20 protein-coding genes are annotated in these 25,897 nt (G+C 45.2%); 9 read left to right on the top strand and 11 right to left on the bottom strand.

Annotated elements, in window-relative coordinates:
• Positions 1-443: 443 nt before the first annotated feature.
• A complete protein-coding gene (locus AC1DE7_RS29900; RefSeq protein WP_477535754.1) occupies positions 444-1,562 on the bottom strand; it encodes an HD-GYP domain-containing protein in 1,119 nt (372 codons plus the stop codon).
• 222 nt (positions 1,563-1,784) lie between these two features.
• Complete coding sequence (gyrA, locus tag AC1DE7_RS29895; RefSeq protein WP_477535753.1) at positions 1,785-4,349, bottom strand: DNA gyrase subunit A; 2,565 nt, start codon at positions 4,347-4,349, stop codon at positions 1,785-1,787.
• 427 nt (positions 4,350-4,776) lie between these two features.
• Here gyrA and AC1DE7_RS29890 point away from each other — a divergent pair, with 427 nt between their 5' ends.
• The gene (locus AC1DE7_RS29890; RefSeq protein WP_477535752.1) at positions 4,777-5,724 is read left to right on the top strand and encodes a YheC/YheD family protein; all 948 of its coding nucleotides are present in this window, start codon (positions 4,777-4,779) and stop codon (positions 5,722-5,724) included.
• A 93-nt stretch (positions 5,725-5,817) separates the two neighbouring features.
• Here the strand turns inward: AC1DE7_RS29890 and gyrB are convergent, their stop codons facing one another.
• The 9 genes from gyrB to AC1DE7_RS29845 all read right to left on the bottom strand — a co-directional run bounded on the left by gyrB (position 5,818) and on the right by AC1DE7_RS29845 (position 16,900).
• Positions 5,818-7,728, bottom strand: a complete 1,911-nt coding sequence (gyrB, locus tag AC1DE7_RS29885) for a DNA topoisomerase (ATP-hydrolyzing) subunit B (protein ID WP_047841032.1) — start codon at positions 7,726-7,728, stop codon at positions 5,818-5,820.
• Positions 7,729-7,795: 67 nt separating this feature from the next.
• Positions 7,796-8,044 carry an extracellular matrix regulator RemB gene (gene remB, locus AC1DE7_RS29880; RefSeq protein WP_017691405.1) on the bottom strand — a complete coding sequence of 83 codons (249 nt, stop codon included), beginning with the start codon at positions 8,042-8,044 and terminating at the stop codon, positions 7,796-7,798.
• 14 nt (positions 8,045-8,058) lie between these two features.
• Positions 8,059-9,171, bottom strand: coding sequence for a DNA replication/repair protein RecF (recF, locus tag AC1DE7_RS29875; protein ID WP_477535751.1), 1,113 nt, complete (start codon positions 9,169-9,171; stop codon positions 8,059-8,061).
• Positions 9,172-9,228: 57 nt separating this feature from the next.
• Complete coding sequence (gene yaaA, locus AC1DE7_RS29870; RefSeq protein ID WP_036611994.1) at positions 9,229-9,444, bottom strand: S4 domain-containing protein YaaA; 216 nt, start codon at positions 9,442-9,444, stop codon at positions 9,229-9,231.
• 16 nt (positions 9,445-9,460) lie between these two features.
• Positions 9,461-10,603 (bottom strand): DNA polymerase III subunit beta, encoded by a 1,143-nt coding sequence (dnaN, locus tag AC1DE7_RS29865; protein ID WP_017691408.1) that lies wholly within the window; start codon positions 10,601-10,603, stop codon positions 9,461-9,463.
• A gap of 220 nt (positions 10,604-10,823) precedes the next feature.
• On the bottom strand, positions 10,824-12,170 hold the full coding sequence (gene dnaA, locus AC1DE7_RS29860; protein WP_036611990.1) for a chromosomal replication initiator protein DnaA: 1,347 nt from the start codon (positions 12,168-12,170) through the stop codon (positions 10,824-10,826).
• Positions 12,171-13,040: 870 nt separating this feature from the next.
• Positions 13,041-14,588, bottom strand: a complete 1,548-nt coding sequence (gene gntK, locus AC1DE7_RS29855) for a gluconokinase (RefSeq protein WP_477535750.1) — start codon at positions 14,586-14,588, stop codon at positions 13,041-13,043.
• Positions 14,589-14,654: 66 nt separating this feature from the next.
• A complete protein-coding gene (locus AC1DE7_RS29850) occupies positions 14,655-16,016 on the bottom strand; it encodes a GntT/GntP/DsdX family permease (RefSeq protein WP_036671886.1) in 1,362 nt (453 codons plus the stop codon).
• Between the two features lie 209 nt (positions 16,017-16,225).
• A complete protein-coding gene (locus tag AC1DE7_RS29845) occupies positions 16,226-16,900 on the bottom strand; it encodes a GntR family transcriptional regulator (protein WP_017691412.1) in 675 nt (224 codons plus the stop codon).
• A gap of 576 nt (positions 16,901-17,476) precedes the next feature.
• Here AC1DE7_RS29845 and rpmH point away from each other — a divergent pair.
• From rpmH to noc, 8 genes are all read left to right on the top strand, one after another.
• Positions 17,477-17,611 (top strand): 50S ribosomal protein L34, encoded by a 135-nt coding sequence (rpmH, locus tag AC1DE7_RS29840; RefSeq protein ID WP_017691413.1) that lies wholly within the window; start codon positions 17,477-17,479, stop codon positions 17,609-17,611.
• Between the two features lie 358 nt (positions 17,612-17,969).
• Positions 17,970-18,320: a ribonuclease P protein component gene (rnpA, locus tag AC1DE7_RS29835; protein ID WP_036611981.1), complete on the top strand. Its 351-nt coding sequence runs from the start codon at positions 17,970-17,972 to the stop codon at positions 18,318-18,320.
• A 75-nt stretch (positions 18,321-18,395) separates the two neighbouring features.
• On the top strand, positions 18,396-19,274 hold the full coding sequence (locus AC1DE7_RS29830) for a YidC/Oxa1 family membrane protein insertase (RefSeq protein WP_076252192.1): 879 nt from the start codon (positions 18,396-18,398) through the stop codon (positions 19,272-19,274).
• Complete coding sequence (jag, locus tag AC1DE7_RS29825) at positions 19,271-19,972, top strand: RNA-binding cell elongation regulator Jag/EloR (protein WP_127547530.1); 702 nt, start codon at positions 19,271-19,273, stop codon at positions 19,970-19,972. The genes AC1DE7_RS29830 and jag overlap by 4 nt, the downstream gene beginning before the upstream one ends.
• 210 nt (positions 19,973-20,182) lie before the next feature.
• Positions 20,183-21,559: a tRNA uridine-5-carboxymethylaminomethyl(34) synthesis GTPase MnmE gene (mnmE, locus tag AC1DE7_RS29820; protein WP_477535749.1), complete on the top strand. Its 1,377-nt coding sequence runs from the start codon at positions 20,183-20,185 to the stop codon at positions 21,557-21,559.
• A 222-nt stretch (positions 21,560-21,781) separates the two neighbouring features.
• Entirely contained in the window at positions 21,782-23,671 is a 1,890-nt protein-coding gene (gene mnmG, locus AC1DE7_RS29815; protein WP_036611972.1) for a tRNA uridine-5-carboxymethylaminomethyl(34) synthesis enzyme MnmG, read from the top strand.
• Complete coding sequence (gene rsmG / locus AC1DE7_RS29810) at positions 23,671-24,393, top strand: 16S rRNA (guanine(527)-N(7))-methyltransferase RsmG (protein ID WP_036611970.1); 723 nt, start codon at positions 23,671-23,673, stop codon at positions 24,391-24,393. Before mnmG ends, rsmG begins: the two co-directional genes overlap by 1 nt.
• 516 nt (positions 24,394-24,909) lie before the next feature.
• The gene (noc, locus tag AC1DE7_RS29805; protein ID WP_036611968.1) at positions 24,910-25,728 is read left to right on the top strand and encodes a nucleoid occlusion protein; all 819 of its coding nucleotides are present in this window, start codon (positions 24,910-24,912) and stop codon (positions 25,726-25,728) included.
• The last annotated feature ends 169 nt before the right edge of the window (positions 25,729-25,897 follow it).

Genomic DNA, 25,897 nt, shown 5'->3' with positions numbered 1-25,897 from the left:
CGATAAGCTCATTTTGAATCTGACGAGATTAAAAATCTCATTTGTGCTCCAGCCGATTCAAGCCAAGGCTTGTCTCAAACTTTTGCGTTCATTCTGCAAGCAGAATGTTTACTCACTCGTTGTTCAGTTTTCAAAGATCAAACTTATTTTGTTACCGAATGTTATTCTCTTCAGCAACTTTTATATCTTATCACATCCGAACCAACTTTGCAAGCTCTTTTTTTTAAGTTTCTTTCGAAACTTATTTCATTTGCTTGCCGCACCGTGTAAACTGTGTTTTCTTGGCCGGAATTAGAATATACCATGTACAGATATTGAATGCAAGTCTTTTTTTAAGTAATTATATAATCGTTCTGGTTTTTCTACATTTCTACATATATCTCACGTAAAAGGCCTCTCTATAAAAGAAAGGCCTTCTCATCAAGTTACTTTAATATCTATTGTTATCCGATAACCTCTTGGATGTGAAGCTGCCGTTGCTGCATCAGGTTAATGATGGTTCCTTCTACTGACACCATAGGCCGTGTAGGATGATCTCGATCAGAGAATACGATCTCTCCAATTTGGTTATTGCTGAGTTTTACTCGGATGCCATTATGGATCTGGGTCGACCGTTGAACAAATACACTTACGATTGCAGGATCCAATTTCCCAAATGCCTCACTTTGGATCTGTTCTAGGACTAGGTATGGTGATTGTGCCTTGCGGTAGATCTTCTCCAGCGTCATAGCGTGGAAAATATCAGCGATAGCTACAATTTTGGCATAAATATGAATCTGCGTCCCACTAAGCTGCAACGGGTAGCCTGAACCATCCACTTTTTCATGATGCTGCAAAGCTGCAAGTCTGGCCCCCTCATTAATGGCCTTTACCTGTTTAAGGATCTGATAACCATATTTCGTATGCTGACGAATCTCTTCTTGCTCTGTAGCCGTCAACGTGGATGGTTTATGGAGAATCTGCGGATCTACCTTGTTGTTACCAATATCATGGAACAAGCCTGCAAAAGCCACTTGCATCCAATCCTTGGAGGGGAGATCGATCCATTGAGCCAGTTGATAGGATGTGATCGCACTCAGTACGGCATGGTGATATACATAATCATGTTCTTGCATTACTCGTGGACTGAAGGTAAGCACATTATATTGTTTGAGATGTGCAAACACAGCCTCCAACTGTGTACGTAACTCATAGACCGGTAATTCAGCCGCCAGAGAGGACAGGAAAGCATTTTTCGTTAGTCCGACCATCTTCTCATACTCATCCTGCAAAGACGTTACTACAGGAGCTGTGGTGATGTTCCCTGTCTTCCCTGCCCGTTCACCATTGTTGTCATTCGCAGAACTTCCTGCGGACACAGATGCACCTTTGGTTCCTGTACTACTCGACACCGTTCTTTCTTGTTCAATATCTACCTGTTGAATCATAAAGGCTCTGAGCACTTCCATATCCTTGGGTAAAATGACTTTTCCCTTCTGAAGCAGAACGTTGCCGCGAAGTGTTTGCACATCACTCCCAAGTTTGAGTCCTGGTTTGACTTCTGACAGGGTGATTAATCCCATGTGTATTCCCCTCACTCATCGTTCTTCTATGTTAATACAAACAAGACCATAGTCCCGGTTTTTCATGATATTTTCCATTATATTACTCAGGAATCAGGCTGTACATCCCAGATTCGGAAGAATAAAAGAAGAGATTCCTTTATACAAACAAAAGGGCTCCCGGTGGGAGCCCTCGCAATCTTCTTCCAATCTCAAAGAGATCAGTCTTTATAAAATTCTATTTTATGCTTCCGAACCGGAATCGTCGTCGCCCTCAACTTCATTAACCTCAGCGTCAGAAACGGTGCCTTCTTCCAAGCTTACTTCCGGAGCTTTGGACTCCTCGCCTTCCAAGCCTTCAAGCGACTCATCGTCTGGTTCCTCTTCATTTTTGTCAATTCGGCTGACTGTAGCTACTGAATCCTCGTCACGAATATGAATCAGCTTCACACCCTGCGTGTATCGACCCATAGTGGATATGCCTTCCATGCTCATCCGGATCAACGTACCGCTGGACGTGATAATCATCAGATCCTCTTCGGTTTTAACCATTTTGAGGCTGACTACTGAGCCGTTCTTCTCTGTGACATTAATAGTCTTGATCCCTTTACCGCCACGAGTCTGCATCCGATAATCATTGACAGGTGTACGTTTACCATAACCTTTGGCTGTAACGATCAGAACATCAAGCTCTTTATCAACTACATCCATGCCGATAACAGCATCCTGTTCATCCAATGTAATCCCTTTGACGCCGGTTGCGCTACGTCCCATGGAACGTACATTACCTTCCGAGAATCGAATAGACATTCCGTGAGCTGTACCCATGATGATCTCTTGCAATCCATCGGTCAGCTTAACATCGATCAGAACGTCATCATCACGTAAGGAAATACCGATCAAGCCGCCTTTGCGGATATTGGTGTAATCCTCAAGTGGCGTCTTCTTCACAACCCCTTGGCGGGTAGCAAAGAACAAGTATCTGTCACTTTCGAATTCCTGGACCGGAATTACGGCATTGACCGATTCGCCCTGCTCGATCTGGATCAGGTTGATAATCGGCGTTCCCCGAGCGGTACGTCCAAGCTCTGGAATCTCGTAAGCTTTGAGACGGTACACTTTACCTTTGTCAGTGAAGAACATGAGGTAATTGTGGGAGTTGGTCACAAACAGATGCTCGACAAAGTCGGTATCTTTTGTATCCATACCCACGACCCCACGTCCACCACGTTTCTGGCTGCGGTATGTGGATACCGGCAGACGTTTCACGTAGCCTGTATGAGTAATCGTAATGATAACCTCTTCACGTGGAATCAGGTCCTCATCCAGAATGCTCTCTTCACCTACAGTGATCTCTGTACGACGATCATCGCTGAAGCGGTCGCGGATCTCTTGCAGCTCCGTACTGATAATCTCAAGCACCAGATGCTCATTGGCCAGAATTTCGCGATACTCTCTGATTTTGACCATCAGTTCGTTATATTCATTTTCAATACGTTCGCGTTCCAGACCTGTGAGGCGTTGCAAACGCATATCGAGAATAGCTTGAGCCTGATCATGACTGAGTGAGAAGCGCTCAATCAAACCTTCTCTTGCTGCATCCGCATTACTGGATGAACGAATCAACGTAATAATCTCGTCGATATGATCCAGCGCAATACGTAAACCTTCTAGAATGTGTGCACGAGCTTCAGCCTTTTTCAGTTCAAACTGCGTACGTCTGCGAATAACCTCAATCTGATGCTGCAGGTAGTGATACAACACTTCACGCAAGTTCAGAATTTTAGGTTCTTTATTAACAATCGCAAGCATGTTAATCCCGAAAGTGGATTGCATCGATGTATGTTTGTACAGGTTGTTCAGGACAACCCCCGGATTCACGTCTCTGCGAAGCTCAATTACAACCCGCATACCATTACGGTCAGACTCATCACGAAGGTCAGTAATACCATCAATCTTTTTATCACGTACCAACTCGGCGATTTTCTCAACAAGTCTCGCCTTGTTTACCTGATAAGGCAGCTCCGTAACGATAATTCGCGCCTTGTTGTTGTTCTCTTCGATGTTGGTTTTAGCCCGCATCGTTACTGAACCACGTCCGGTCTGATACGCCTGGCGAATGCCTGAACGGCCCAAAATGTAGCCGGACGTAGGGAAGTCTGGTCCTTGAATGTAATCCATGAGTTCCATGGATGTAATGTCCGGATTTTGAATCATGGCCTGTACACCATCAATGACCTCACCCAGATTATGAGGAGGAATATTGGTAGCCATACCTACCGCGATCCCGCCGACCCCATTGACAAGCAAGTTAGGAAAACGAGCAGGCAGAACGATTGGCTCATGTTCTTCACCGTCATAGTTTGGTTGGAAATCAATCGTATCCTTGTTGATATCTCTGAGCATTTCCATAGCAATCTTGGACAAACGTGCTTCGGTATAACGCATGGCTGCTGCCATATCACCATCGACCGATCCAAAGTTACCATGTCCATCTACATGCATATAACGCAGGGAGAAATCCTGTGCCATCCGTACCATCGTCTCGTAAACAGCAGAGTCACCGTGTGGGTGATACTTACCGATAACTTCGCCGACGATTCTGGCTGATTTTTTATGTGGTTTATCGGGTGTCATGCCGAGCTCTGACATCGCGTACAGAATACGCCGGTGAACCGGCTTCAATCCATCACGCACGTCAGGTAAGGCACGGCTAACGATGATGCTCATCGCATAATCCATAAACGATTCACGCATCTCGACGCCTATATCCCGATCTGTAATCTGAGAGTTCATTTCTTCCGCCATGCTGGACCTCCTTCTTGTCCTTCAACAAACGTTCCATTCCGTCATGCAAAAAAGTTGATTATATGTGAAAAGCCTAACAAGGCTAAAACCGCGCAAGAACGCTACTCTTTATTATATTACTTTCACAAAAGTTACACAATTAAACGTCCGCTGGGCAATAGCCTTTCTTCCGGGAACTTCTGCGTGTCTGGGGATACGCCCTGCCTTCCTCCCCAATTGCACATACAATGCTAGAAAAACGGCATATGTACTGTGCCTACCGAGGCTAAAGCCATTCCCGTCCTACGATCAAACTGCAAATTGTGCAGCTCATCGCACAAAACGCCATATTTCTCTATTATACCACTGAAATCGTCTCTTGTCCTTTGATTTCTCCGTGTCTGGTCCCTCTTTAGAACTGAACAAAACATGAAAGGACTGATGAATCTTGGGTATCCAACGCGTCTCCAGCAAATGGGCCAAAACAGCCGTGTTACAACGCAGTCGCATTGTGAATGAATATATCCCAGTGACCCGAAAATATAGCCGTCAAACTCTGGAACGAATGACTGAATTATTTGAGTCCAACTATATCAAACCGGACCGTGGCACTTACGGTAATGGCGTTATGCGGGTGAGAACAACCCGTTTATACGAACCTGTTGTTAATTCCGAAGATTCCACCACAGATGCAGAGGTTTCGGAAGAAACCAATGATCGAAACCTGCCTGATGAACCCGAAGCAAGTGCTATTATCTCCAGAGCTACCTATCTCACAACAACATATCATCTCCAATACGGTACAGAGGAGAGATCATTTCATTCTCTGGACGAACTCGAACGAGCACTGAATGATCGTATTCAGGAACGTGAATATATCATTCAACAGGGAATCTCGCTGATGAAGCATGAAAATTTGCCTTTTGACTTGCGTGTGTTAACTCAGAAAAATCTGCAACACAACTGGGAAACAACAGGTGTTCTGGGACGTGTTGCTGCCCCGGGCAAAATCATCACCAACATTCATGGTGGTGGGCGATTGGCTACGTTTGAAGAACTCGTACTCCCCCATCTTCACCAGGATGGCTTCAAAAAACTTCGCACTGAGCTGTACCGCTTAGGTATTCATACCGCTGTGCAATTGCAAACATCATTTCCAAGACTCAAAGAGATTGGTATTGATATTGCACTAGACGAAGCAGGGCGTCCCTGGATTCTTGAAGTCAACACACTGCCAGGCATTTATGCCTTTGGCTTATTACCGGACAAGGAGGCGTACCGGAAGATCAAACGTTATGCGATTGCGTACGGTCGTTTGCCCTCCAAAAAGGGTAAGAGCTCCCGGCCATCCCCTAAAGCACAGGCTTCATCTGCCAAAAAACGTGTACGCAGATAACAAAGGGATATGGAGATCTAAGTATACGCCTTCCCTGTTCCATACCTTCCCTAATATAAAAAAGGCGCCCTCTCAGGCGCCTCTTCGAATATGTTAAATGTCGAGGTTTTTCACGTATTTTGCATTTTCTTGGATAAAGTCACGACGCGGTTCAACGTTATCCCCCATCAGGGTGTCAAACATGGTATCAGCAAGTATGGCATCATTAATCGATACTTGCATCATGGTCCGGCTCTCCGGATCCATCGTCGTTTCCCACAATTGTCCGGCATTCATCTCGCCAAGACCTTTGTAACGCTGAACGTTGAATTTCGCATTTTCACCGAGCGTTGCAATAATTTCATCGCGCTCTCTCTCTGAACCGGCATAACGAATCACTTTGTTACGCTCAATCTTGAACAATGGCGGTTGTGCAATATATACATAACCTGCCTCAATGATTTTACGCATGTACCGATACAGGAATGTCAGCAATAGTGTTCGGATATGAGCACCATCAACGTCGGCATCAGTCATCAAAATGATTTTGTGATAGCGTGCTTTGGCAATATCGAAGTCATCACCAATACCGGTACCCATTGCCGTAATAATTGCTCTAATCTCCGCATTACCCAATATCCGGTCGAGACGAGCTTTTTCCACATTCAAAATCTTACCACGCAGTGGCAGAATCGCTTGGAAATGACGATCCCGACCTTGCTTTGCTGATCCGCCTGCAGAGTCACCTTCGACGATGTACAATTCGCTGATTGAAGCATCCTTGGATGAACAGTCTGCCAGTTTACCTGGAAGTGAGCTCACTTCGAGTGCACCTTTACGACGTGTCAGTTCACGGGCTTTACGGGCAGCTTCACGCGCACGTGCTGCTTGCAGACCTTTTTCCAAAATGCGACGGGATACGGAAGGATTCTCTTCCAGGAACTCCTGCAACTTCTCGGCAAACAAGGATTCGACAATCCCACGCACTTCGCTGTTGCCCAGCTTGGTCTTTGTCTGTCCTTCAAATTGCGGTTCCGGAATCTTGACCGAAATAATAGCTGTCAAGCCTTCACGCACGTCATCCCCGGAAAGGTTCCCCGTGCTGTCCTTGATTACCCCCGCCTTACGGGCGTAGTCATTGATAATCCGCGTAAGGGCACTCTTGAAACCTGATTCATGCGTTCCGCCCTCATGCGTGTTGATATTGTTCGCGAAGGAATAGATATTCTCGGTGTAGTTGTCATTGTATTGCAGGGCAACTTCCACCTGGATGTTATCTCTGGAACCTTCAACGTAAATTGGATTTTCATGCAGTACTTCGCGCTTCTGGTTGAGGAAGGAGACGTATTCGATAATGCCGCCTTCATACAGGAATGAGTTGGTTGCACCTGTACGCTCATCCGTCAGTGTAAGACCAATACCCTTGTTCAGGAACGCCAGCTCACGAATACGGGCCAGCAAGATGTCATATTCATAAACTCTTGTTTCCGTGAAAATTTCAGGGTCCGGATGGAATCTAACCGTTGTTCCTGTTTCGTCGGTTGTACCGATCACTTTCAGGTCGTACTGTGGAGCTCCACGGCGATATTCCTGTTGATAGATATGTCCCTCACGTTTAACCGTTACAACCACTTTTTCAGAGAGTGCATTCACAACGGACACACCAACACCATGCAAACCACCGGATACTTTATATCCGCCGCCGCCAAATTTCCCCCCTGCATGGAGGACAGTCATAACTACCTCAAGTGCAGGACGTTTCATTTTGGTATGTTCGCCGACAGGAATACCCCGTCCGTTATCGACTACAGTCACGCTATTGTCTTCATGGATACTGACCTCAATGTGGTCGCAGTAACCTGCAAGCGCTTCGTCAATACTGTTGTCCACTACTTCCCAGACCAGATGATGCAGGCCCTTGGAACTGGTGGAACCGATATACATGCCCGGACGCTTCCGTACGGCTTCCAATCCTTCAAGGACCTGAATTTCATTCGCATCATATGACGGTTGATTCATAGACATGCCTTTCACCTACTTCTATAGATTCAATATCGTAAATATGCGTTAACTAATTTTATGCCACACAACGCTAGAGATCCGGAAAAATGTGAGCCCGCTTTTTCAGCGTGGCTGAGGAAATAGGCGAGTAGTACACAATGTTTTTGGTCACCACAATGGACTTGGCTTCCTCTTCGCCGATGTGTTCCACTGTTTTTTCCTGCTCGGCATGCGTGACATACTGCTTGGAGATCTTTGAGGATTTTTCAATCGATATATCAAAAATAGCGACCAATTCGGAAGAACGGATGATCTTCTCACCGCCCAGATGAATGTACATAAGCCCCTCACTCCTTAGCGTTCAACCTGTCCGGCATGAACGTGATAAATACTGGCATCTTTGAGCTTGTCAACGTTCAGGCTCTCGATCCCCGTAGCCGTAATAAAGGTTTGCACCTTGCTCTGGAACGTTTCGATCAGCTGCGTCTGGCGAAAAGGGTCCAGCTCGGACAGAACATCATCCAGCAACAGAACTGGATATTCTCCGATTTCTTCATGAATCAGTTCAATTTCCGCAAGTTTAAGGGACAACGCCGTTGTGCGCTGCTGCCCCTGCGAGCCATATGTTTGTACTTCCCGATCGTTAATGAAAAAGGACAGGTCATCCCGATGCGGCCCACTAAGGGTTGTGCCTCGGCGAATCTCCTGCTCTTTCATTTGTGATAATTTTATCATAAATTGGTCCATTAAGACAGCTTCATCTTCCTCAGCGGCTTCGCTGAAGGAAGGAAGGTAGGCCAGCCGTAAGACTTCTCCGCCTCCGGTGATCCCCTGATGAATCGTTTCTGCCCACTTTTGCAGTTTCTTTATGAATTGTTTCCTTTTTTTGACGATTTTAATACCATGCTCGACCAGTTGTTCGTTCCACACCTCAAGCATGGTCTGGGCCGATGCCCCTTTTCCCCATAACTGCTTAAGCAAATTGTTTCGTTGGACGAGCACTTTTTGGTATTGCTGCAGGTGATACAGGTAACCTGGTGCAACCTGTCCAATCTCCATGTCAAGAAACCGGCGGCGGACCCCCGGTGTGCCTTTTACAATCTCCAGATCCTCCGGCGCAAACATCACAACATTGAGCGCTCCGACAAAATCACTTAACTTGCGCTGCTCCAGGCCGTTAATCTTTGCTTTTTTGCCTTGTTGCGACAAAGATAGTTCAAGCTTGACCGATCCGTACTTTTTGTCGACCTCTGCTGCAAGTCTGGCACGTTCCTCACCGAAACGGATTAACTCCTTGTCACGGGATGTACGGTGGCTCTTGGTGAGTGCAAGTACAAAAATCGCCTCTGCAAGATTGGTCTTGCCTTGGGCATTTTGCCCGATCAACAAGTTTACGGGACCAAAAGAATCCAGTCTCAGATGTTCATAATTGCGGAAATTCTGCAGATCAATGCTGTTCACAAACACGCGGTAACCTCCCTTTTATCCCGTCCGTCAGGAGGCAGCAGGATCGAACTGGTCTTCTTATTCTGCAGCAACTTCGAATGTGCCTTCTCCGTCCACTTCAACGATATCCCCAGGGTATAACTTACGTCCCCGGCGTTCCTCAGGCTCTTTATTCACACGTACAAGTCCTTCCTGAAGCAGAGCTTTGGCCATACCTCCAGTTGGGATGCAATCAGCCAGTTTCAAAAATTGATCAAGCTTAATATATTCCGTACGAATCGTAACTTGGTTCACTATGATCTTCCTTTCGTTAGTTGGTCGTCCGATATGGCAATATCACGTAAAGGCTGTGACTGTCATCCAGCGGTTTCAAGATGATTGGACTCATGACTCCTGTAAAAGCGATCATCAGTTGCTCACTTTCAACAACTTTCAGCACATCCAGCATGTATTTGGAGTTGAACGAGATTTTTAACGGATCTCCTGTAAACTCGGCAGGTTCGATTTCTTCTCTTACTTTACCTAGCTCGGAAGAGCTTGAAGAAATTTCAACGGATCCTGAATCCATCGTTTGCATACGCACGATGTTTGTTTTCTCTTCACGCGACAGCAAATAAGCCCGGTCAATGGATTCACTTAATTTTTTTGTATCTAAAACAAGTTCTGTTTTGTATGACGTTGGAATAATTCTAGAAGTATCCGGATATGTTCCGTCCAAAATACGGGAGTAGAACAATACACGGTCGATTTTGAACAGAACTTGGTTATCTGCAACAACGATATCCACAAGGGTATTTTGATCCGGAACAATTTTGCTGAGCTCGTTCAGCGTTTTACCGGAAATGACCACGTTGTTAAAGCGGATACCTTCTGCATTATCCAGCATTGCTGATCGAGTAGCAAGACGGTGACGGTCTGTTGCCACAAATTTCAATTCGTTGTCACCCAAACTCCAGAGTACACCTGTCAGGATTGGAGTAGTCTCATGTGTGGAAATGGAGAAGACCGTTTGTTTGATCATATTTTTCAGCAAATCTCCTGGAATGGAGACGGTTTGGTTTTCTTCGATGCTTGGCAGTACCGGGAATTCTTCCGGATCCAGACCTACCAGTTGAATTTCGGTAGCACCTGCGGAGATAAAGGTGTTGAAGTTCTCTTTGACTTCCATGTGCACTTCCTGTGATGGCAGCTTTTTGATGATCTCCACAAAAAACTTGGCTGGCAAAACTACACTGCCGGGTTGATCTACCTGAACTACGCTTTTATCTCCATCTTCAAGCGGGATGAAGGATTGAATGGATATATCGGTGTCACTTGCTGTCAACGTTACACCTTGATGATTCACGTCGAATTTAATACCGCTCAGAATCGGAATCGTCGTACGGCTCGAGATCGCTTTGGATACTTGCTGTATGGAATCGTTTAAGTAGTTTTTCATTATGCTGATTTTCATGGTTTCACTCCTAGCTGTTTTTTTGGGTGTTGGGGTGTTAAAAGGTGTTTTTCAAAGGCCGAAGGCTAAGCTCCGAAATGGCTATTTTGGAGATGATATCTTTAAGATCTTTTTAGTAATAATAGTAATAGGGGCACTGAATATGTGGATAAGTGGGTATAAACCCGTACACCCAAGCCTATCCACATGTGTATACGTTGTGCATAGGCTTGGGACTTGTTCAGGTTGGATTCTTTATTTTTTCGGTTAAGTTGTTGATAACTTTATAGAGATCCTGATCGTTTTTAATCGCTTGGGAGATTTTTTCGTGAGCATGTATGACAGTGGTGTGATCTCGTCCTCCGAATGCTTCCCCAATTTTGGGCAGAGAAAAGTCTGTCAGTTCACGAGAGAGATACATGGCAATCTGTCTTGGAAAAGCAACTGCCTTGGTCCGTTTCCGTGCTTTGAAATCTTCAAGCTTAAGGCTATAATACTCGCCGACCTTTTGTTGGATGTCATGAATAGTGATCATTTTGGGACGACTGGAAGGAATAATATCCTTCAGTGCTTCAGCTGCCAGATGAGTGGTTACATCTTGATTAGTCAGTGAAGAATAAGCAACGACCCGAATCAGGGCGCCCTCCAGTTCACGGATGTTGGTGTCAATCTGGTTGGCAATGTACATCATCGCTTCATTCGGAATATCCAGGTTTTCCGCACGTGCCTTTTTCCGCAAAATTGCGATCCTTGTCTCCAAATCTGGAGGCTGGATATCCGTGATTAACCCCCATTCAAAGCGAGAACGAAGCCGTTCTTCCAATGTCGGAATTTCCTTCGGTGGTCTGTCGCTGGAGATGATAATCTGCTTCCGTTCCTCATGCAGCGCATTAAACGTATGGAAAAATTCCTCTTGTGTTGATTCTTTTCCCGCCAAGAACTGAATATCATCAATGAGCAAAATGTCGACGCTCCGGTATTTGTTACGGAAGCTCTCCCCGCGGTTGTCACGGATCGAGTTAATGAATTCGTTCGTGAATTTCTCAGACGACAAATAAACGACTTTGCTGCCCGGATCATGCTCCAGAACATAATGTCCGATCGCATGCATCAAGTGAGTTTTACCGAGACCTACTCCTCCATACAGAAAGAGAGGATTGTAAGCTTTGGCGGGCGCTTCAGCGACCGCCAGCGATGCGGCATGGGCAAAACGGTTGCCCGGCCCGATGACAAATGTATCGAACGTATATTTCGGATTCAGCATGCTGAGTACGGCTTCTTCCTGTACAACTGTAGGCGTTGGCGCCGGCAGTTGCGGGTCCGGTTCAGCAGGCTTGTTCTCTTCGATGACAAATTTCACATCGACTTGCTTGCCAAGCAACTCGTATACCGTCGAGCCAACCAATTTGGTGTAACGGCTCTCCAGCCATTCGACGGCAAACGTGGTTGGTGCGGAAATGACGATTGAACGGTCATTCAGCTTGGTGGCTTTGGTTGCTTTGAACCAGGTGTCAAAGCTGGGTTTGCTGAGTTTGTTTTGTATGATTGATAAAATTTGCTGCCATAAATCAGAAGTATGGCTGTCCACAGACTGTCACTCCTTTTACATGTTCCAAGTGTGGCTTAAGCCATGATGCAGTGTCGAAATACGAGATATATTGTTGAATTTATCCCCAAACCCCCGCAGGTCGAAAACAAAAAAAGTATGAACAACGGAAAATTGTTCACAACTTTATCCACAGGCTGTTGATAATATTATGGGTCAGATCACATATTCACATCCAAAAGTAATACAATCATAGCAAAAGAAACCCCGCATTTCAACGTATCGCGTGATTTTATCCACAAATTCAATAACTTGTGTATAATTTTTAGTCACAACACAATATATTGTTTATAAACTGTTTAACTTTCGACAGAATGACCCAAAAACCCAAAATGTTTTATACACAGGTTATCCGTCAAATGATGCCAAATTGTGTGTAAAAGTATTCTTCGTTTGTGAATAACCTGTCTGTGGATAACCGTGAAGTGAAAACAAAGCATGATTGAGATCGGAAAAAGAGTGACCTCTCACCCTCGTGTTTTTCTTGCCAATGGGGCGATGGTGAAAGCGACGAATTCAGTATCTGGATGGGAGACGGAGAGGGGGAGTAAACTCATGCTTTTAATTGAACAAGATCAGTGGTGTATTTTCTGAGTAGATGGTAATTCTGTGATGACAATGTATAAGAATAATGGACATAGATGACTTCATTTTGAGACATATGGAATGAGAATTATCAGGATAAGAGGTAAGCTGATGCTCGAATATGGAGGTTGAAGTGTATGAATGTATAATATGAAATCAAAGGATAGATTATGCGTGTATAGCAAAAGAGGGTGTCCTCTAAAACCGATTTTTGGTTTTAGAGGACACCCTCTTTTTTAATGCAGAGACGAAGTATGGATTGATGATTTAGAGACGGGGAAGGGACATCTTACGCTGGAATTCAGCGATATCTGCGTATTCCTCTTCCAGTTTGCGAGAGATCCGAATAAAGATGGGCAGCAGCTCTTGGTAGAGTACAGCATTCTCTTTGATAGGGGTATGCCGATGCGTTGTACCGACCATGGAAGAAACGGCATGAAGCGATTGGATCCGCCCTGTAGCGTACAAACCAAGCACGACGGCACCCAAACAGGAACTTTCGAAGCTCTCGGGTACAACCACTTCCTGATTGAAGATATCAGACATCATCTGGCGCCAGAGAGGAGAGCGTGCAAATCCACCTGTGGCTTGAATGGAGGTAGGTTGCCCAATCTGTTCTTCCATGGCGAGCAGTACCGTATATAGGTTGAAAATAACCCCTTCCAGGACAGCACGAATCATATGCTCTTTCTGGTGATGGAGTGTTAAGCCAAAAAAGGAGCCACGGGCATCCGGATTCCATAAAGGGGCACGTTCGCCCGAAAGGTACGGATGGAACAGAAGCCCTTCCGATCCCGGCCGGACACGTTCGGCAATTTTGGTCAGTACATCATAGGAATTGATGCCAAGTCGTTTCGCTGTCTCCACTTCAGACGCGGCGAATTCATCCCGCACCCAACGAAACAGCATGCCACCGTTATTCACAGGTCCACCAATGACCCAAAGATTCTCTGTGAGGGCATAACAGAAGGTTCGACCTTTGGGATCGGTAACCGGACGGTCCACGACAGTGCGAATGGCCCCGCTGGTTCCGATGGTTGCTGCGACAACACCAGGTTCAATGGCATTTACGCCGAGATTGGATAAAACCCCATCACTTGCGCCAATAACAAAGGGCGTAGAGGGGGAGAGAGCCATTTTTTCAGCCGATTCGTGATTCATTCCTTCTAATATATGTGTTGTAGGTACAAGCTTCGAGAGATGGTCGGGTGTAATGCCTGCAACCTCAAGGGCCTCTGCGTCCCAGTCCAGTTGTTCCAGATTGAGCAAACCTGTGCAGGAAGCGATGGAATGGTCGACGACATATTGTCCGAATAGACGGAAGAACAGATATTCTTTAATCGAAATAAATTTGGCGGTACTCTCAAAAAGTTCAGGTTCATCGTGGCGCAGCCACATTAATTTGGTCAGCGGTGACATGGGATGGATCGGTGTACCTGTGCGCAGATAGATGCGATGGCCCAATCCATTCTCGTGCAGCTTGGCAGACCAAGCTGCACTTCGATTATCCGCCCAGGTGATGCAACGGGTTAAGGGTTTATTATCCTGTCCCATGGCAATGACACTATGCATAGCCGAGCTGCAGGATACAAACAGGATCTGCTCGGCAGCAACACCACTCTGATCCATGACTCCTCGTACAGAGCGGAGGGCCGCTTGTACAATCTCTTCAGGGTCCTGCTCGGCAACATCGGGTGCCGGGGTATACAAAGGGTATTCCTGCGTTGAGGTACTGACGACAGAGCCCTGCTCGGTAAATAATACGGATTTGGTACTGGTGGTACCAATATCGATCCCAATCATATAGTTGTTCATGTATTTAATCCTTCTTTCTTCAGAAAGCGATAAGATTTTAATTTCTTTCTACTATAGATACTCCATTTATACCACTGTACTCAGGAGCAAAATAAAGATCAGTCCCACTACAGATAATAGTGTTTCCATAACGGTCCACGTTTTCAATGTCTGGGAAACGCTCATATTGAAGAATTCTTTGATCATCCAGAATCCCGCATCGTTTACATGAGACAAGATGAGTGACCCCGCACCTGTGGCGAGTACAACCAGCTCAATATTGGCCCCTGGTGTGAGTGCAAGCACTGGAGCGACAATACCGGCGGCTGTTGTCATGGCTACGGTTGCTGAACCGGTAGCTACACGAATGAGCCCAGCGACAAGCCAGGCAAACAGGATCACGTTGATGTTGGCATGGGTAGCGACTTCAGCAATCGCGTTACCCACACCACTATTGATCAATACCTGTTTGAAGGCACCGCCTCCACCAATAATGAGAATGATGGTCGCCGTAGGCGCCAGACATTCACTGGTGAAACGGGAAATATCGTGTTTGGTGAATCCACGTGCAAAGCCGAGTGAAAAGAGGGCAAATACAACTGAAATGAGCAAAGCAATGATCTCATGACCGATAAATTCACTGAAAACGGTGAAACCGCTCGTGGCATTTGGGTCAATGATGCTTGCTATGGAACCAATCAGCATCAAAATAACCGGCAGCAATATGGTAAACAGGGTAATACCAAACCCTGGCATGTTGCTGTTTGTTTTGGTTGCGAATTGTTCAGCCAGTTCTGCTGGCGGTTCGGTGTGTATCCTTTTTCCAATAAATTTACCAAACAAAGGACCTGCAATAATCGCTGTAGGAATACCAACAATAAGGGAGTACAAAATGGTTTTACCCAGATCCGCGCTGAAGGCTTCAATTGCTATCATTGGCGCTGGATGGGGTGGAACCAAACCGTGTACAGTCGACAGACCTGCCAAAATGGGAATACCAATCTGCAGCAAAGACATGTTGGTTTTACGTGCAACGGTGAAAATGATAGGGATCATCAAAATCACGCCAACTTCGAAGAAAACGGGAATACCCACGATAAATCCAACAATCATCATGGCCCAGTGCACACGTTTCACACCAAACCGATCAACTAATGTCGTTGCAATGCGCTCGGCACCGCCAGATTCGGCCATCATCTTACCAAGCATTGTACCGAGAGCAATAACAATTGCGATGGTTCCAAGTGTGCCGCCAAGTCCCCCGGTAATGGAAGAGATCACATCGGCAGGTTTCATGCCTGTAAGCAAACCGAGCATTAATGCGGACAACAGCAGGGTGATAAAGGGATTCCATTTATACTTGGAGATCAAAACGATCAGAAAAACGATCGCAATTAACGTCCAAACCAATAATGTTGCGTTGTGGGATAGTCCAAAAAGAGTGCTCATGATGTTGTGTGCTCCTTTATTTCTGATATAGAACGCTTACAAGTGAAATTAGCGTCAACAATTAAAGTTGTACCAGTACCGCAGAAGGTGTTGGCGAAAAATGTAGTTTTATCATGCCCAAATTTGAAACAAATCGCATTTTGTATACTTGTCGACAAGTTAAGGCGCAATCATTCACGACGGATATGATTGCAAACGCCTTGCATCGATTAAGAATCAAAGCTTTCGTGCAGGGTTTTGCCTGAATCTTGGAAATACGTGCGGACTCCAGCCTGAATGAGCATCTTGTCACCTGATTCAAGTGCTTCAACGAGCAAACGGTGTTTCTCAATTACAGCGCTTACTTTCTGCTCACCTTGAACAAATACTCTGCGCGTTGTAAGCAGCATAACGGTCATCACAACATATCGAATACTCTTCCATAGATGTGAAATACGGGAATGCTGAGCAGCTTCAATGATGGTCTCGTGGAAAACGAGATCCTGATAGGCGAATTCGACGGCGTCCTGATGCCGTCCAGCAAGTTGCATTTTGTCGATCACGTTACGCAACTGGGTGATTAATGATTCTGGGACATCACCAGCAAGTCGCTGCTGCACAAAACTTTCAATCAGGAAACGGACATCATACAATTCTTCGACATCCTTGATTCGTAGTCCAATGACAACGACACCCATACGTTCAAGTCGAATAAGTCCTTCATTGGACAATGTTCGTAACGCTTCACGGACAGGTGAACGACTGCTGTCAAAATCAGCCGCAATTCGGTTTTCCGACAAAATCTCTCCAGGTCGAAGGGTACCGCTGATGATCCGCAGCCTTAATTCGCAGGCAATGGCTTCACCACGGGAAGCCCCTTGAAGCCAGGAAGAAGGAAATAACATATGGCTAACGCTCCTATTAATAAGTAATCAGTTCATTACTGATCATAGCATAACTATTTTGCGGACTGGACATTCAGTTCCATCCATAGTCTGTAGCTGCAAGCTAACGGCTAATGTTTTTTTCAAAGGACTACTTGTATACAAGATGTGATTTTTATCCTACAACTTTCTCAAAAGCTTGTAAACCTTAATTGAAGCGGATACAACCGGATTAGAATATGACGATATTAATAGCCTATAATCATTATCCACATGTGAATAACTTCAAACAGGATGAAATGAAGGAGATAACAGGTATTAGAGGGTGTGGATAACTATAAAAGCTGAAATATGGTGATCTGATCGGGGTCTGGGGATAACTTTCAGGACTCTCTTCGGGGCTTGAAATTGGTATTGAATTGAACGGACTGTGGTCATTACTATGGGTGGGATGAAGAGTGTATATAAAAGAGGGAAAAGCCTTGCGCCTTGCAGTTGACTTTTCCAGGTGATCATGGTTAAATATATAAAGGTGTTTTCTGTGAAGATGAAAGTGATTCATCACATAAGTATTTCCTTGTGAGGAGGTGCAATACATTGAGACCTACATTCAAACCGAACGTTAGCAAACGTAAAAAAGTTCATGGTTTCCGGAAAAGAATGAGCACGAGCAACGGCCGTAAAATTTTGGCCGCACGTCGCCTTAAAGGCCGTAAAAACCTGAGTGCTTAATGCATTGAAGACCACCGAGGTGGTCTTTTTTTTCTTAATTAGGTCAAATCAGACTGGATGCTACTACAGATCAGGTCTGAATGGTCTGCGAAAAAGTGCTGAACACACACGAATGTATGTTGAGTGAGTTTTCCATTTTTCGAAAACTTACCTTATATAATGATGAATCGTTGATAGGTTGAAATGGCCAATCAACATTCATCCCGGATGAATGCGGATCAGTTCAAGTAGCTGATTAACAATCATCCCAAATGAAGTTGTCGCCAAGGCGGTTTACCGTCATTCAAGAAAGCCTATACTAAATCAGTAATGAGGCCTCCGTCAATAACATTGGTGGAGAAGAGCAAGGAGAAGCGCCGTGTATAAAAGACTGCGTCTACGAAACCGGGCGGACTTTAGTCGCGTATACCGGTATGGGAAATCGTTTGCCAATCATCAATTCGTGGTGTATGGCTGTCGCCGTAAAGATACGGAACAATTTCGGGTCGGCGTATCATGCAGCAAGAAAATCGGAAACGCTGTCGTACGCAACCGGATGAGACGCATGATCAAGGAAATTGTTCGTCATCATGAGCATGAGATCGTCACGCAGATGGATCTGATTTTTATCGTCAGAAAAGGTGCACTGGACATGCCCTATAAGGAAATGGAAAAAAGCCTGCTACATGCGATGCGAAAGGGCTCTCTTTTGAAGTCGAGCAAGCGGTAAGCTTCGGTTTATTTGTCCTCCTAATTATGGTATGATTTTACGATGGAATGGAATGGTTAAGAGAGGGGTTATGAAGTGTCGCGATTGAAGACATCAAAGGGGAAGTGGATTCTCCTCATTGCAGTCATTGCAATGGTCACTGTACTCGCCGGATGTACTCCACAAGGAGCCGGGGTTACTACGGAAGATCTAAAGAATAGTGATTCTTTTTGGCAAGCCAATGTTGTGTACTGGTTCTCACTGGCGCTGGATACATTCGCCAACTGGTTCAAAGGTGAATATGGACTGGCCGTCCTCGTGATGGTGCTTATTGTACGGACATTGATTTTACCACTAACAATGAAACAAGTCCGTAGCTCCAAAGCTATGCAGGCGATTCAGCCGCAGCTGAAGGAGATTCAAGCCAAGTTTAAAGATACACCTGAGAAAGTTCAGCAAGAAACAATGAAGTTGTTCCAGGAGAACAAAGTTAATCCGATGGCCGGTTGTCTGCCACTTATCATTCAGATGCCGATTTACATCGCACTTTATAACTCAATTTACGGAAACTCCAGTCTGAGAACGCATGATTTCTTGTGGCTCCAGCTCGGATCACCCGATCACCTGTTTATTTTGCCAGTGCTGGCTGCCATCACAACATTCATTCAAACTTGGATGATGATGCGTATGAACCCTGCACAGCAAATTGGTCCGATGCAGTTTATGCTGTGGGTGTACCCGATTTTGATCTTCGTGATGTCTTATCAGTTCCCGTCAGCACTTCCGCTGTACTGGTTCTACAGTAACATCTACACGATCGTGCAAAACTATTTCCTTTACCGGAATAATGATAAAATCGTAGCTGAGGTCAACGTGAAGCAGAATAGCTCTTCCAAAAATGGAGCTAAACGCAAAAACGGTGGCAAAGCGACCGTCTCTGGGAAAGGGTCGAAAGGGGCCAAAAAATCGAAATGACCAAAGTCATTACGTCAGGAAAAACCGTTGAAGATGCTGTAAACCAAGGATTGACCGAGCTTGGCGTAAGTCGGGACAAGGTCGAGATACAAGTGTTAGAGCAGCCGTCAAAAGGATTCCTGGGTTTGTTCGGGGTGAGGGCGGCCAAAGTTGAAGTGAAATTATTGCCTGTACCGGAAGTTGTTCCACAGCCGATCAAATCAGCTGCATACAAGTCTGAAGTAGATGCATTACTCGAGGATGTTGCAGCTAAAAATCCCTATGAAGAAGCGGCTGCTTTCTTGAAAGAGGTCGCAGCAGGTATGGGACTTGATGTTGAAGTGCATATCAAAAAACAGCGGGATGGACATATCTTCAATATTGCCGGCGAAGATCTGGGCATGATTATTGGCAGACGTGGACAGACGCTGGATGCGCTTCAGTATCTAACGAACATTGTAGCGAACCGATATTCGGAAAGCTTCGTTCGAATTGTGCTCGACGCGGAGAATTTCCGTCAACGTCGGCGGAAGACGCTGGAGGATCTGGCTGAACGGTTGGCTGGACAAGCAATCCGTACCGGTAAGGAAGTTGTACTGGAACCAATGCCTCCGCTCGAACGAAAAGTCATCCATGCAAAACTGCAAAATCACCCGCAGATTAAGACGTTAAGTAAGGGCGAGGAGCCTAATCGGCGTGTGGTTATTACGACGAAATAACACGAAATTGAAGACGCAATGGCTTCCTGCCCGGTGCAGAAGCCATTGCTTTTTTCGTACAGAAGCAATTTGATAAGGTGCGTAGAACAAGTAAAGAGTGGACTTAATACGATAAACAACATGTCATATGATATATCATTAATAGATTTGAAAATGGATATGGCGTCCCCAGAGGGACGGCAATTTAAAATAGAGCAAGGAGAGATAACTATGATCAGTGATACGATCACAGCGATATCAACGGCTGTCGGAGAGGCGGGTATCGCCGTGATCCGGGTCAGCGGCCCGGAAGCAGTGTCGGAGACGGAAAAGATTTTTCGCAGCAAAACCCCTTTAACTCAGGCAGAATCTCACACGGTTCATTATGGTCATATCATAGATCCCGTTAATGGGGAAAAGATTGAGGAAGTATTGGTTACGGTAATGCGAGCACCACGCTCGTTCACAACAGAAGATGTGGTGGAGATCAGTGCGCATGGCGGTGTAGTGTCTGTTAAACGGGTCATGGACCTGTTGTTGCAGCTTGATATTCGTCTGGCTGAACCCGGTGAGTTCACGAAGCGTGCTTTCCTCAATGGGCGGATTGACCTGTCTCAGGCGGAAGGTGTCATGGATCTTATTCGTTCCAAGTCGGACCGAGCTTTCTCGGTTGCACTGAAACAGGTTGAAGGCAAGCTGTCCTCCAAATTGCGTGATCTACGATATACATTGGTGGAAACACTGGCTCATATTGAAGTGAATATCGATTATCCCGAGCATGATGTGGAGTCGTTAACGTCTGATTTTATTAAGGAAAAGTCCAGTCAGGTTATGACTGAAATTGATAAATTGCTGACTACAGCAGAGCAAGGAAAGATCCTGCGAGAGGGTATCACGACGGCTATCGTTGGACGACCTAACGTAGGTAAATCCTCATTGATGAATACACTTGCGCAAGACAATCGGGCCATCGTTACGGACATTCCAGGAACAACTCGTGATGTGATCGAGGAGTTCATTACGATTAATAATATTCCACTGAAATTGCTGGATACAGCAGGAATCCGGGAAACAATGGACGTTGTAGAGAAGATCGGGGTAGAACGCTCTCGTTCTGCAGTAAGTGAAGCCGATCTGATCTTGATGGTTGTGAATGCCGCGGAGCCACTTCATCCCGATGAGATTGAATTATTGGAACAAATCCGCGGTAGACAATCGATAATCATTATGAATAAAATGGACTTAACGCCACAGGTAGAACGTGACGTGCTGCTTCGTTACATTCCGGAAGAACGGCTTGTACCGATGTCGGTGAAAGATGATCTGGGTGTGGATCGACTGGAAGATGCCATCTCTACGCTATTCTTCAGTGGTAAACTGGAGTCAGCAGACCTGACCTATGTCAGCAATGTGCGTCATATTGCTTTGCTCAAAAAAGCGAAGCAGTCTCTGGTTGATGCCTATGAAGCAGCAGAGCAGTTCATTCCGATCGATATGATACAGATTGATGTTCGTTTGGCGTGGGAGCATTTGGGCGAGATTGTTGGAGATACAGCACATGATGCATTAATTGATCAGATTTTCTCCCAGTTCTGTCTAGGAAAGTAAAAATAATATACTGCCGATTGAGTTAAATCGTAGTGTATGATGGAGAGGTACAATTTCTGCCTGTTGTCAAAGGATAGAATGATATTGTAGCCATTACGTGTTGGTTTCATATAGATAGGGATGCAAGTTCCGATGAACGGTTAGAAGTAGTTTCATTATTGTAGAACATGATCCGTCTGCGTGAGTTACACCAAATGCAGCGGAATAAGGAGGTAAACGGGAATGGCTTTTGATGGCGGCAGTTATGATGTAATCGTCGTTGGTGCAGGGCATGCTGGTGTGGAATCCGCGCTGGCCGCAGCTCGTATGGGGTCCAAAACACTAATGATTACGATCAATCTGGATATGGTGGCTTTTATGCCTTGTAACCCATCTATTGGGGGACCGGCTAAAGGACATGTTGTCCGTGAGATTGATGCACTTGGTGGAGAAATGGGACGGAATATCGATAAAACCTTTATTCAGATGCGGATGCTTAACACGGGTAAAGGGCCTGCTGTTCACGCGCTTCGTGCTCAGGCAGATAAATTCTCCTACCAGCATAAAATGAAGGAAACGATGGAGAATGAACGTAATCTGACGATGCGTCAGGGTATGGTTGATTCACTGATCGTTGAAGACGGAAAATGTGTAGGCGTTGTGACTCAGACCGGAACAGAGTATCGGGCTAAAGCGGTCGTTCTGACAACAGGCACATACTTGCGCGGTAAAGTAATTATGGGCGAGTTGATGTATGAGAGTGGACCGAACAATCAACAACCCTCTCTTAAATTGTCAGAGAATCTGCGTGAACTGGGCTTTGATCTGGTTCGTTTTAAAACAGGTACACCACCACGTGTGCATAAGGATACGATTGATTTTAGCAAAACCGAAATTCAGCCTGGTGATGACAAGCCGAAGTTCTTCTCCTATGAAACAGAATCTTCTGATAATGAGCAGTTGCCTTGCTGGTTGACGTATACATCTGTGGATACACATCAGATTATTAATGATAATCTGCATCGTGCTCCGATGTTCTCGGGGCTTATTGAAGGAACCGGACCACGTTATTGCCCTTCCATTGAAGATAAAATTGTTCGTTTCAGCGACAAGCCGAAACATCAGATATTCCTTGAGCCGGAAGGCAAGAACACATCCGAGTATTACGTACAGGGGTTGTCTACGAGTATGCCAGAAGACGTTCAACTGGCTATGCTGCGTTCCATTCCAGGTATGGAAAAAGTGGAAATGATGCGTAATGGTTATGCGATTGAATACGATGCGATGGTGCCTACACAATTGTGGCCATCACTGGAAACTAAACGTCTACCAGGTCTGTTTACGGCGGGTCAGATTAATGGTACCTCCGGCTATGAAGAAGCAGCAGGACAAGGTGTTATGGCTGGAATCAACGCTGCACTCAAAGTACAGGGGAAAGAGCCGGTAATACTTGATCGTTCCCAAGGTTATATTGGCGTGCTGATTGATGATCTGGTGACAAAGGGTACAAATGAACCGTATCGTCTGTTGACTTCACGCGCTGAGTATCGTCTGTTGCTTCGCCATGATAATGCAGATATGCGTTTGACGGAAATCGGACATGACATTGGCCTGATCCCTGAAGAGCGTTATGCGAAATTCCTGGATAAAAAGGCGAAAGTCGAGCAGGAAGTTGCACGTCTGAAAGTGGCTAAAGCTCGCCCGGTTGAAGTGAATGCCAAGCTGGAAGAGTACGGATCTACACCTATTCAGGATGGCAGTACGTTGCTTACCTTGCTGCGTCGCCCGGAGCTGGGGTATGAACTGATTGAACAGCTCTCACCATCTGAGGTAGAACTGACAGCAGATATGAAAGAACAAGTGGAAATACAAATTAAATATGCGGGTTATATTGAGAAACAATTGATCCACGTGGAACGTTTGCAAAAGATGGAGAAAAAGAAAATTCCGGACACTATCGTATATGATGAGATTCATGGTCTTGCTATGGAAGCCAAACAGAAGCTCGCTACGATTCGTCCAATCTCGATTGGTCAGGCTTCTCGTATTGCTGGAGTTACTCCTGCCGACATCTCCATTCTGCTGGTCTACCTGGAGCATTATAACCGTGTAACCGCAGCAAGGGGACAATAATGGACGATATTCAACAGCAACTGCAGCGGCGCCTAAAGAAACATGGATTAGAGCTGGGCGAACTCCAGTTGGAGCAATTCGAATTGTATTATCAGGAACTGGTATCCTGGAATGAAAAGATGAATCTGACTGGAATTACGGATCGGGAGCAAGTGTATACAAAACATTTCTATGATTCGGTATCGCTGGCTTTTTATACTGACATGACCAAAGTGAATAAGCTTGCTGACATTGGATCAGGAGCGGGTTTTCCGGGATTGCCACTGAAGATCTGTTTCCCGCATATTAAGCTGACGATCATTGATTCATTAAATAAACGTATTGGCTTTCTACAGCATGTGGTAGATATCCTTGGTCTGACTGATGTGGAATTAGTCCATGGACGTGCTGAAGAGATTGGGCGCAAAGAAGGGTATCGTGACAGCTACGATCTTGTTACGGCGCGTGCAGTAGCCAAGCTGGCTGTGCTGAATGAATTCTGCCTTCCGTTTGTTCGTAAAAGTGGAATATTCGCTGCCATGAAGGGCGGAGACCCGCGTGAAGAAATGAAGGAAGCGGAGTTCAGCTTCAATCAGCTGAAAGGACGGGTTAAGGCCGTTCATCCTTTCCAGCTGCCGGTTGAAGAATCAGAGCGTCACATCATTCTGATTCAGAAATTTGATAAGACACCATATAAGTATCCGCGTAAACCAGGTACTCCAATGAAGACTCCGCTGATATAGTTGCGTGATGGTTTTGAAGTAAGTCAAAACAAAATACAATTTTAGACATGGATGAAGAGGATGTTTCACGTGAAACATTCTCTTTTTTTTTGTTTTATAAAATGGAGGACTGGATCAACATTACAGATACTTCGTATTACATATCTTTTAAAGAACCTGTATTGATGAATTTTACGCACAGTAACTCATGAACAATTTCATTAATTGAATGTGTGCAAGTCGTCATATTTCCAATATTCACAAAGAAAAAGCAGGATAATTAGTAGAGTTTAAAGAATAGGTAAGCATAGGATTATGATAGAAAAGATGATAGAATAGAAGTATCCGATCCTGGGTCACAGCGATCATAGATTATATGTATAGATAGATGGATATGCGTTCGATGTTGCATGACAGAAAGCGTTATGAAAGGCAAAACTTATTCCAAGAACGATGCATGTGAAAGGTCGCTTATTGAATAAGAAGCACCTGCAAAGACTGTGGGAGCTATTACGAAACTAGGTGGTAATCTGCGGAATGAAAGAACAATTTTCGAAGTTGTTTGGTTTGGCGGAGCGCAATAACGGAGATGAGATCAAACAGATTCCGGTTAATGAAATTGTGAGCAGCCCATATCAACCCCGTACTATTTTTGATGATGATAAAATTGATGAGTTGTTGCAGACGATCAAAACACATGGTGTAATTCAGCCTATTGTCGTTCGCGTGCGAAATGGATCATATGAGATTATTGCCGGGGAACGTCGCTGGCGTGCAGTTCGAAAATTGGGTTTGGATACGATTCCGGCTATTGTGCGTGAATTCAACGATTCTCAGGCCGCATCCATTGCACTGATTGAGAACTTGCAGCGTGAAGGATTGACTTCCATTGAGGAAGCTGTCGCTTATCAGAAGCTGATCGACTTGCATCAATTGACACAGGAAAGTCTGGCACAACGACTCGGCAAAAGCCAGTCAACCATCGCGAACAAAATTCGGTTGTTACAGCTTCCGGACGGCATTAAGGCCGCATTGATGGAACGCAAAATTTCTGAACGGCATGCAAGGGCATTACTTTCTCTGGATACGGAAGAACTGCAGATGAAGTTGCTCGGTGAGATTATCGAAAAAGAATTGAATGTGAAACAGACAGAGGCACGTGTTGCCTTCTACAAGGAATCTTCTAAGATTAAAAAATCTAGACGTGTTTCCTTTACCAAGGATGTAAGGCTTGCACTTAATACAATTCGCCAATCCATTGATATGGTAACTGGCTCTGGTCTGGACATCAAAACCAAAGAAGCAGACCATGAGGATCATTATGAGATCGTTATCCATATTCCAAAACGCAAATAATTGAAGCTTATGGCGGCAATGGGCCGCTTTTTATGTCTATAAAGCAAGTTAGGTCTGACATGTTTAAAGAACGGTCGGTATATTGATGGAACGGTAGTTGTTGTTTGTGTGGACGATAGCCGCCTGCTTTTTGTTAACAATATCTCACAACCTACAGAAAAGACTCCTA

It is taken from the genome of Paenibacillus sp. 10L310 (assembly GCF_056395745.1).
This window is presented reverse-complemented; position numbering and strand designations above follow the sequence as displayed.

What these genes read in the sequence shown, in the direction of transcription:
- AC1DE7_RS29900 (WP_477535754.1), bottom strand. Translation starts at nt 1,562, where the DNA reads ATGGGATTAATCACCCTGTCAGAAGTCAAACCAGGACTCAAACTTGGG.
- gyrA (WP_477535753.1), bottom strand. Translation starts at nt 4,349, where the DNA reads ATGGCGGAAGAAATGAACTCTCAGATTACAGATCGGGATATAGGCGTC.
- gyrB (WP_047841032.1), bottom strand. Translation starts at nt 7,728, where the DNA reads ATGTCTATGAATCAACCGTCATATGATGCGAATGAAATTCAGGTCCTT.
- remB (WP_017691405.1), bottom strand. Translation starts at nt 8,044, where the DNA reads ATGTACATTCATCTGGGCGGTGAGAAGATCATCCGTTCTTCCGAATTG.
- dnaN (WP_017691408.1), bottom strand. Translation starts at nt 10,603, where the DNA reads ATGAAAATCAGCATAATGAAAAACTACTTAAACGATTCCATACAGCAA.
- gntK (WP_477535750.1), bottom strand. Translation starts at nt 14,588, where the DNA reads ATGAACAACTATATGATTGGGATCGATATTGGTACCACCAGTACCAAA.
- AC1DE7_RS29850 (WP_036671886.1), bottom strand. Translation starts at nt 16,016, where the DNA reads ATGAGCACTCTTTTTGGACTATCCCACAACGCAACATTATTGGTTTGG.
- AC1DE7_RS29845 (WP_017691412.1), bottom strand. Translation starts at nt 16,900, where the DNA reads ATGTTATTTCCTTCTTCCTGGCTTCAAGGGGCTTCCCGTGGTGAAGCC.
- jag (WP_127547530.1), top strand. Translation starts at nt 19,271, where the DNA reads ATGACCAAAGTCATTACGTCAGGAAAAACCGTTGAAGATGCTGTAAAC.
- mnmE (WP_477535749.1), top strand. Translation starts at nt 20,183, where the DNA reads ATGATCAGTGATACGATCACAGCGATATCAACGGCTGTCGGAGAGGCG.
- mnmG (WP_036611972.1), top strand. Translation starts at nt 21,782, where the DNA reads ATGGCTTTTGATGGCGGCAGTTATGATGTAATCGTCGTTGGTGCAGGG.
- rsmG (WP_036611970.1), top strand. Translation starts at nt 23,671, where the DNA reads ATGGACGATATTCAACAGCAACTGCAGCGGCGCCTAAAGAAACATGGA.
- noc (WP_036611968.1), top strand. Translation starts at nt 24,910, where the DNA reads ATGAAAGAACAATTTTCGAAGTTGTTTGGTTTGGCGGAGCGCAATAAC.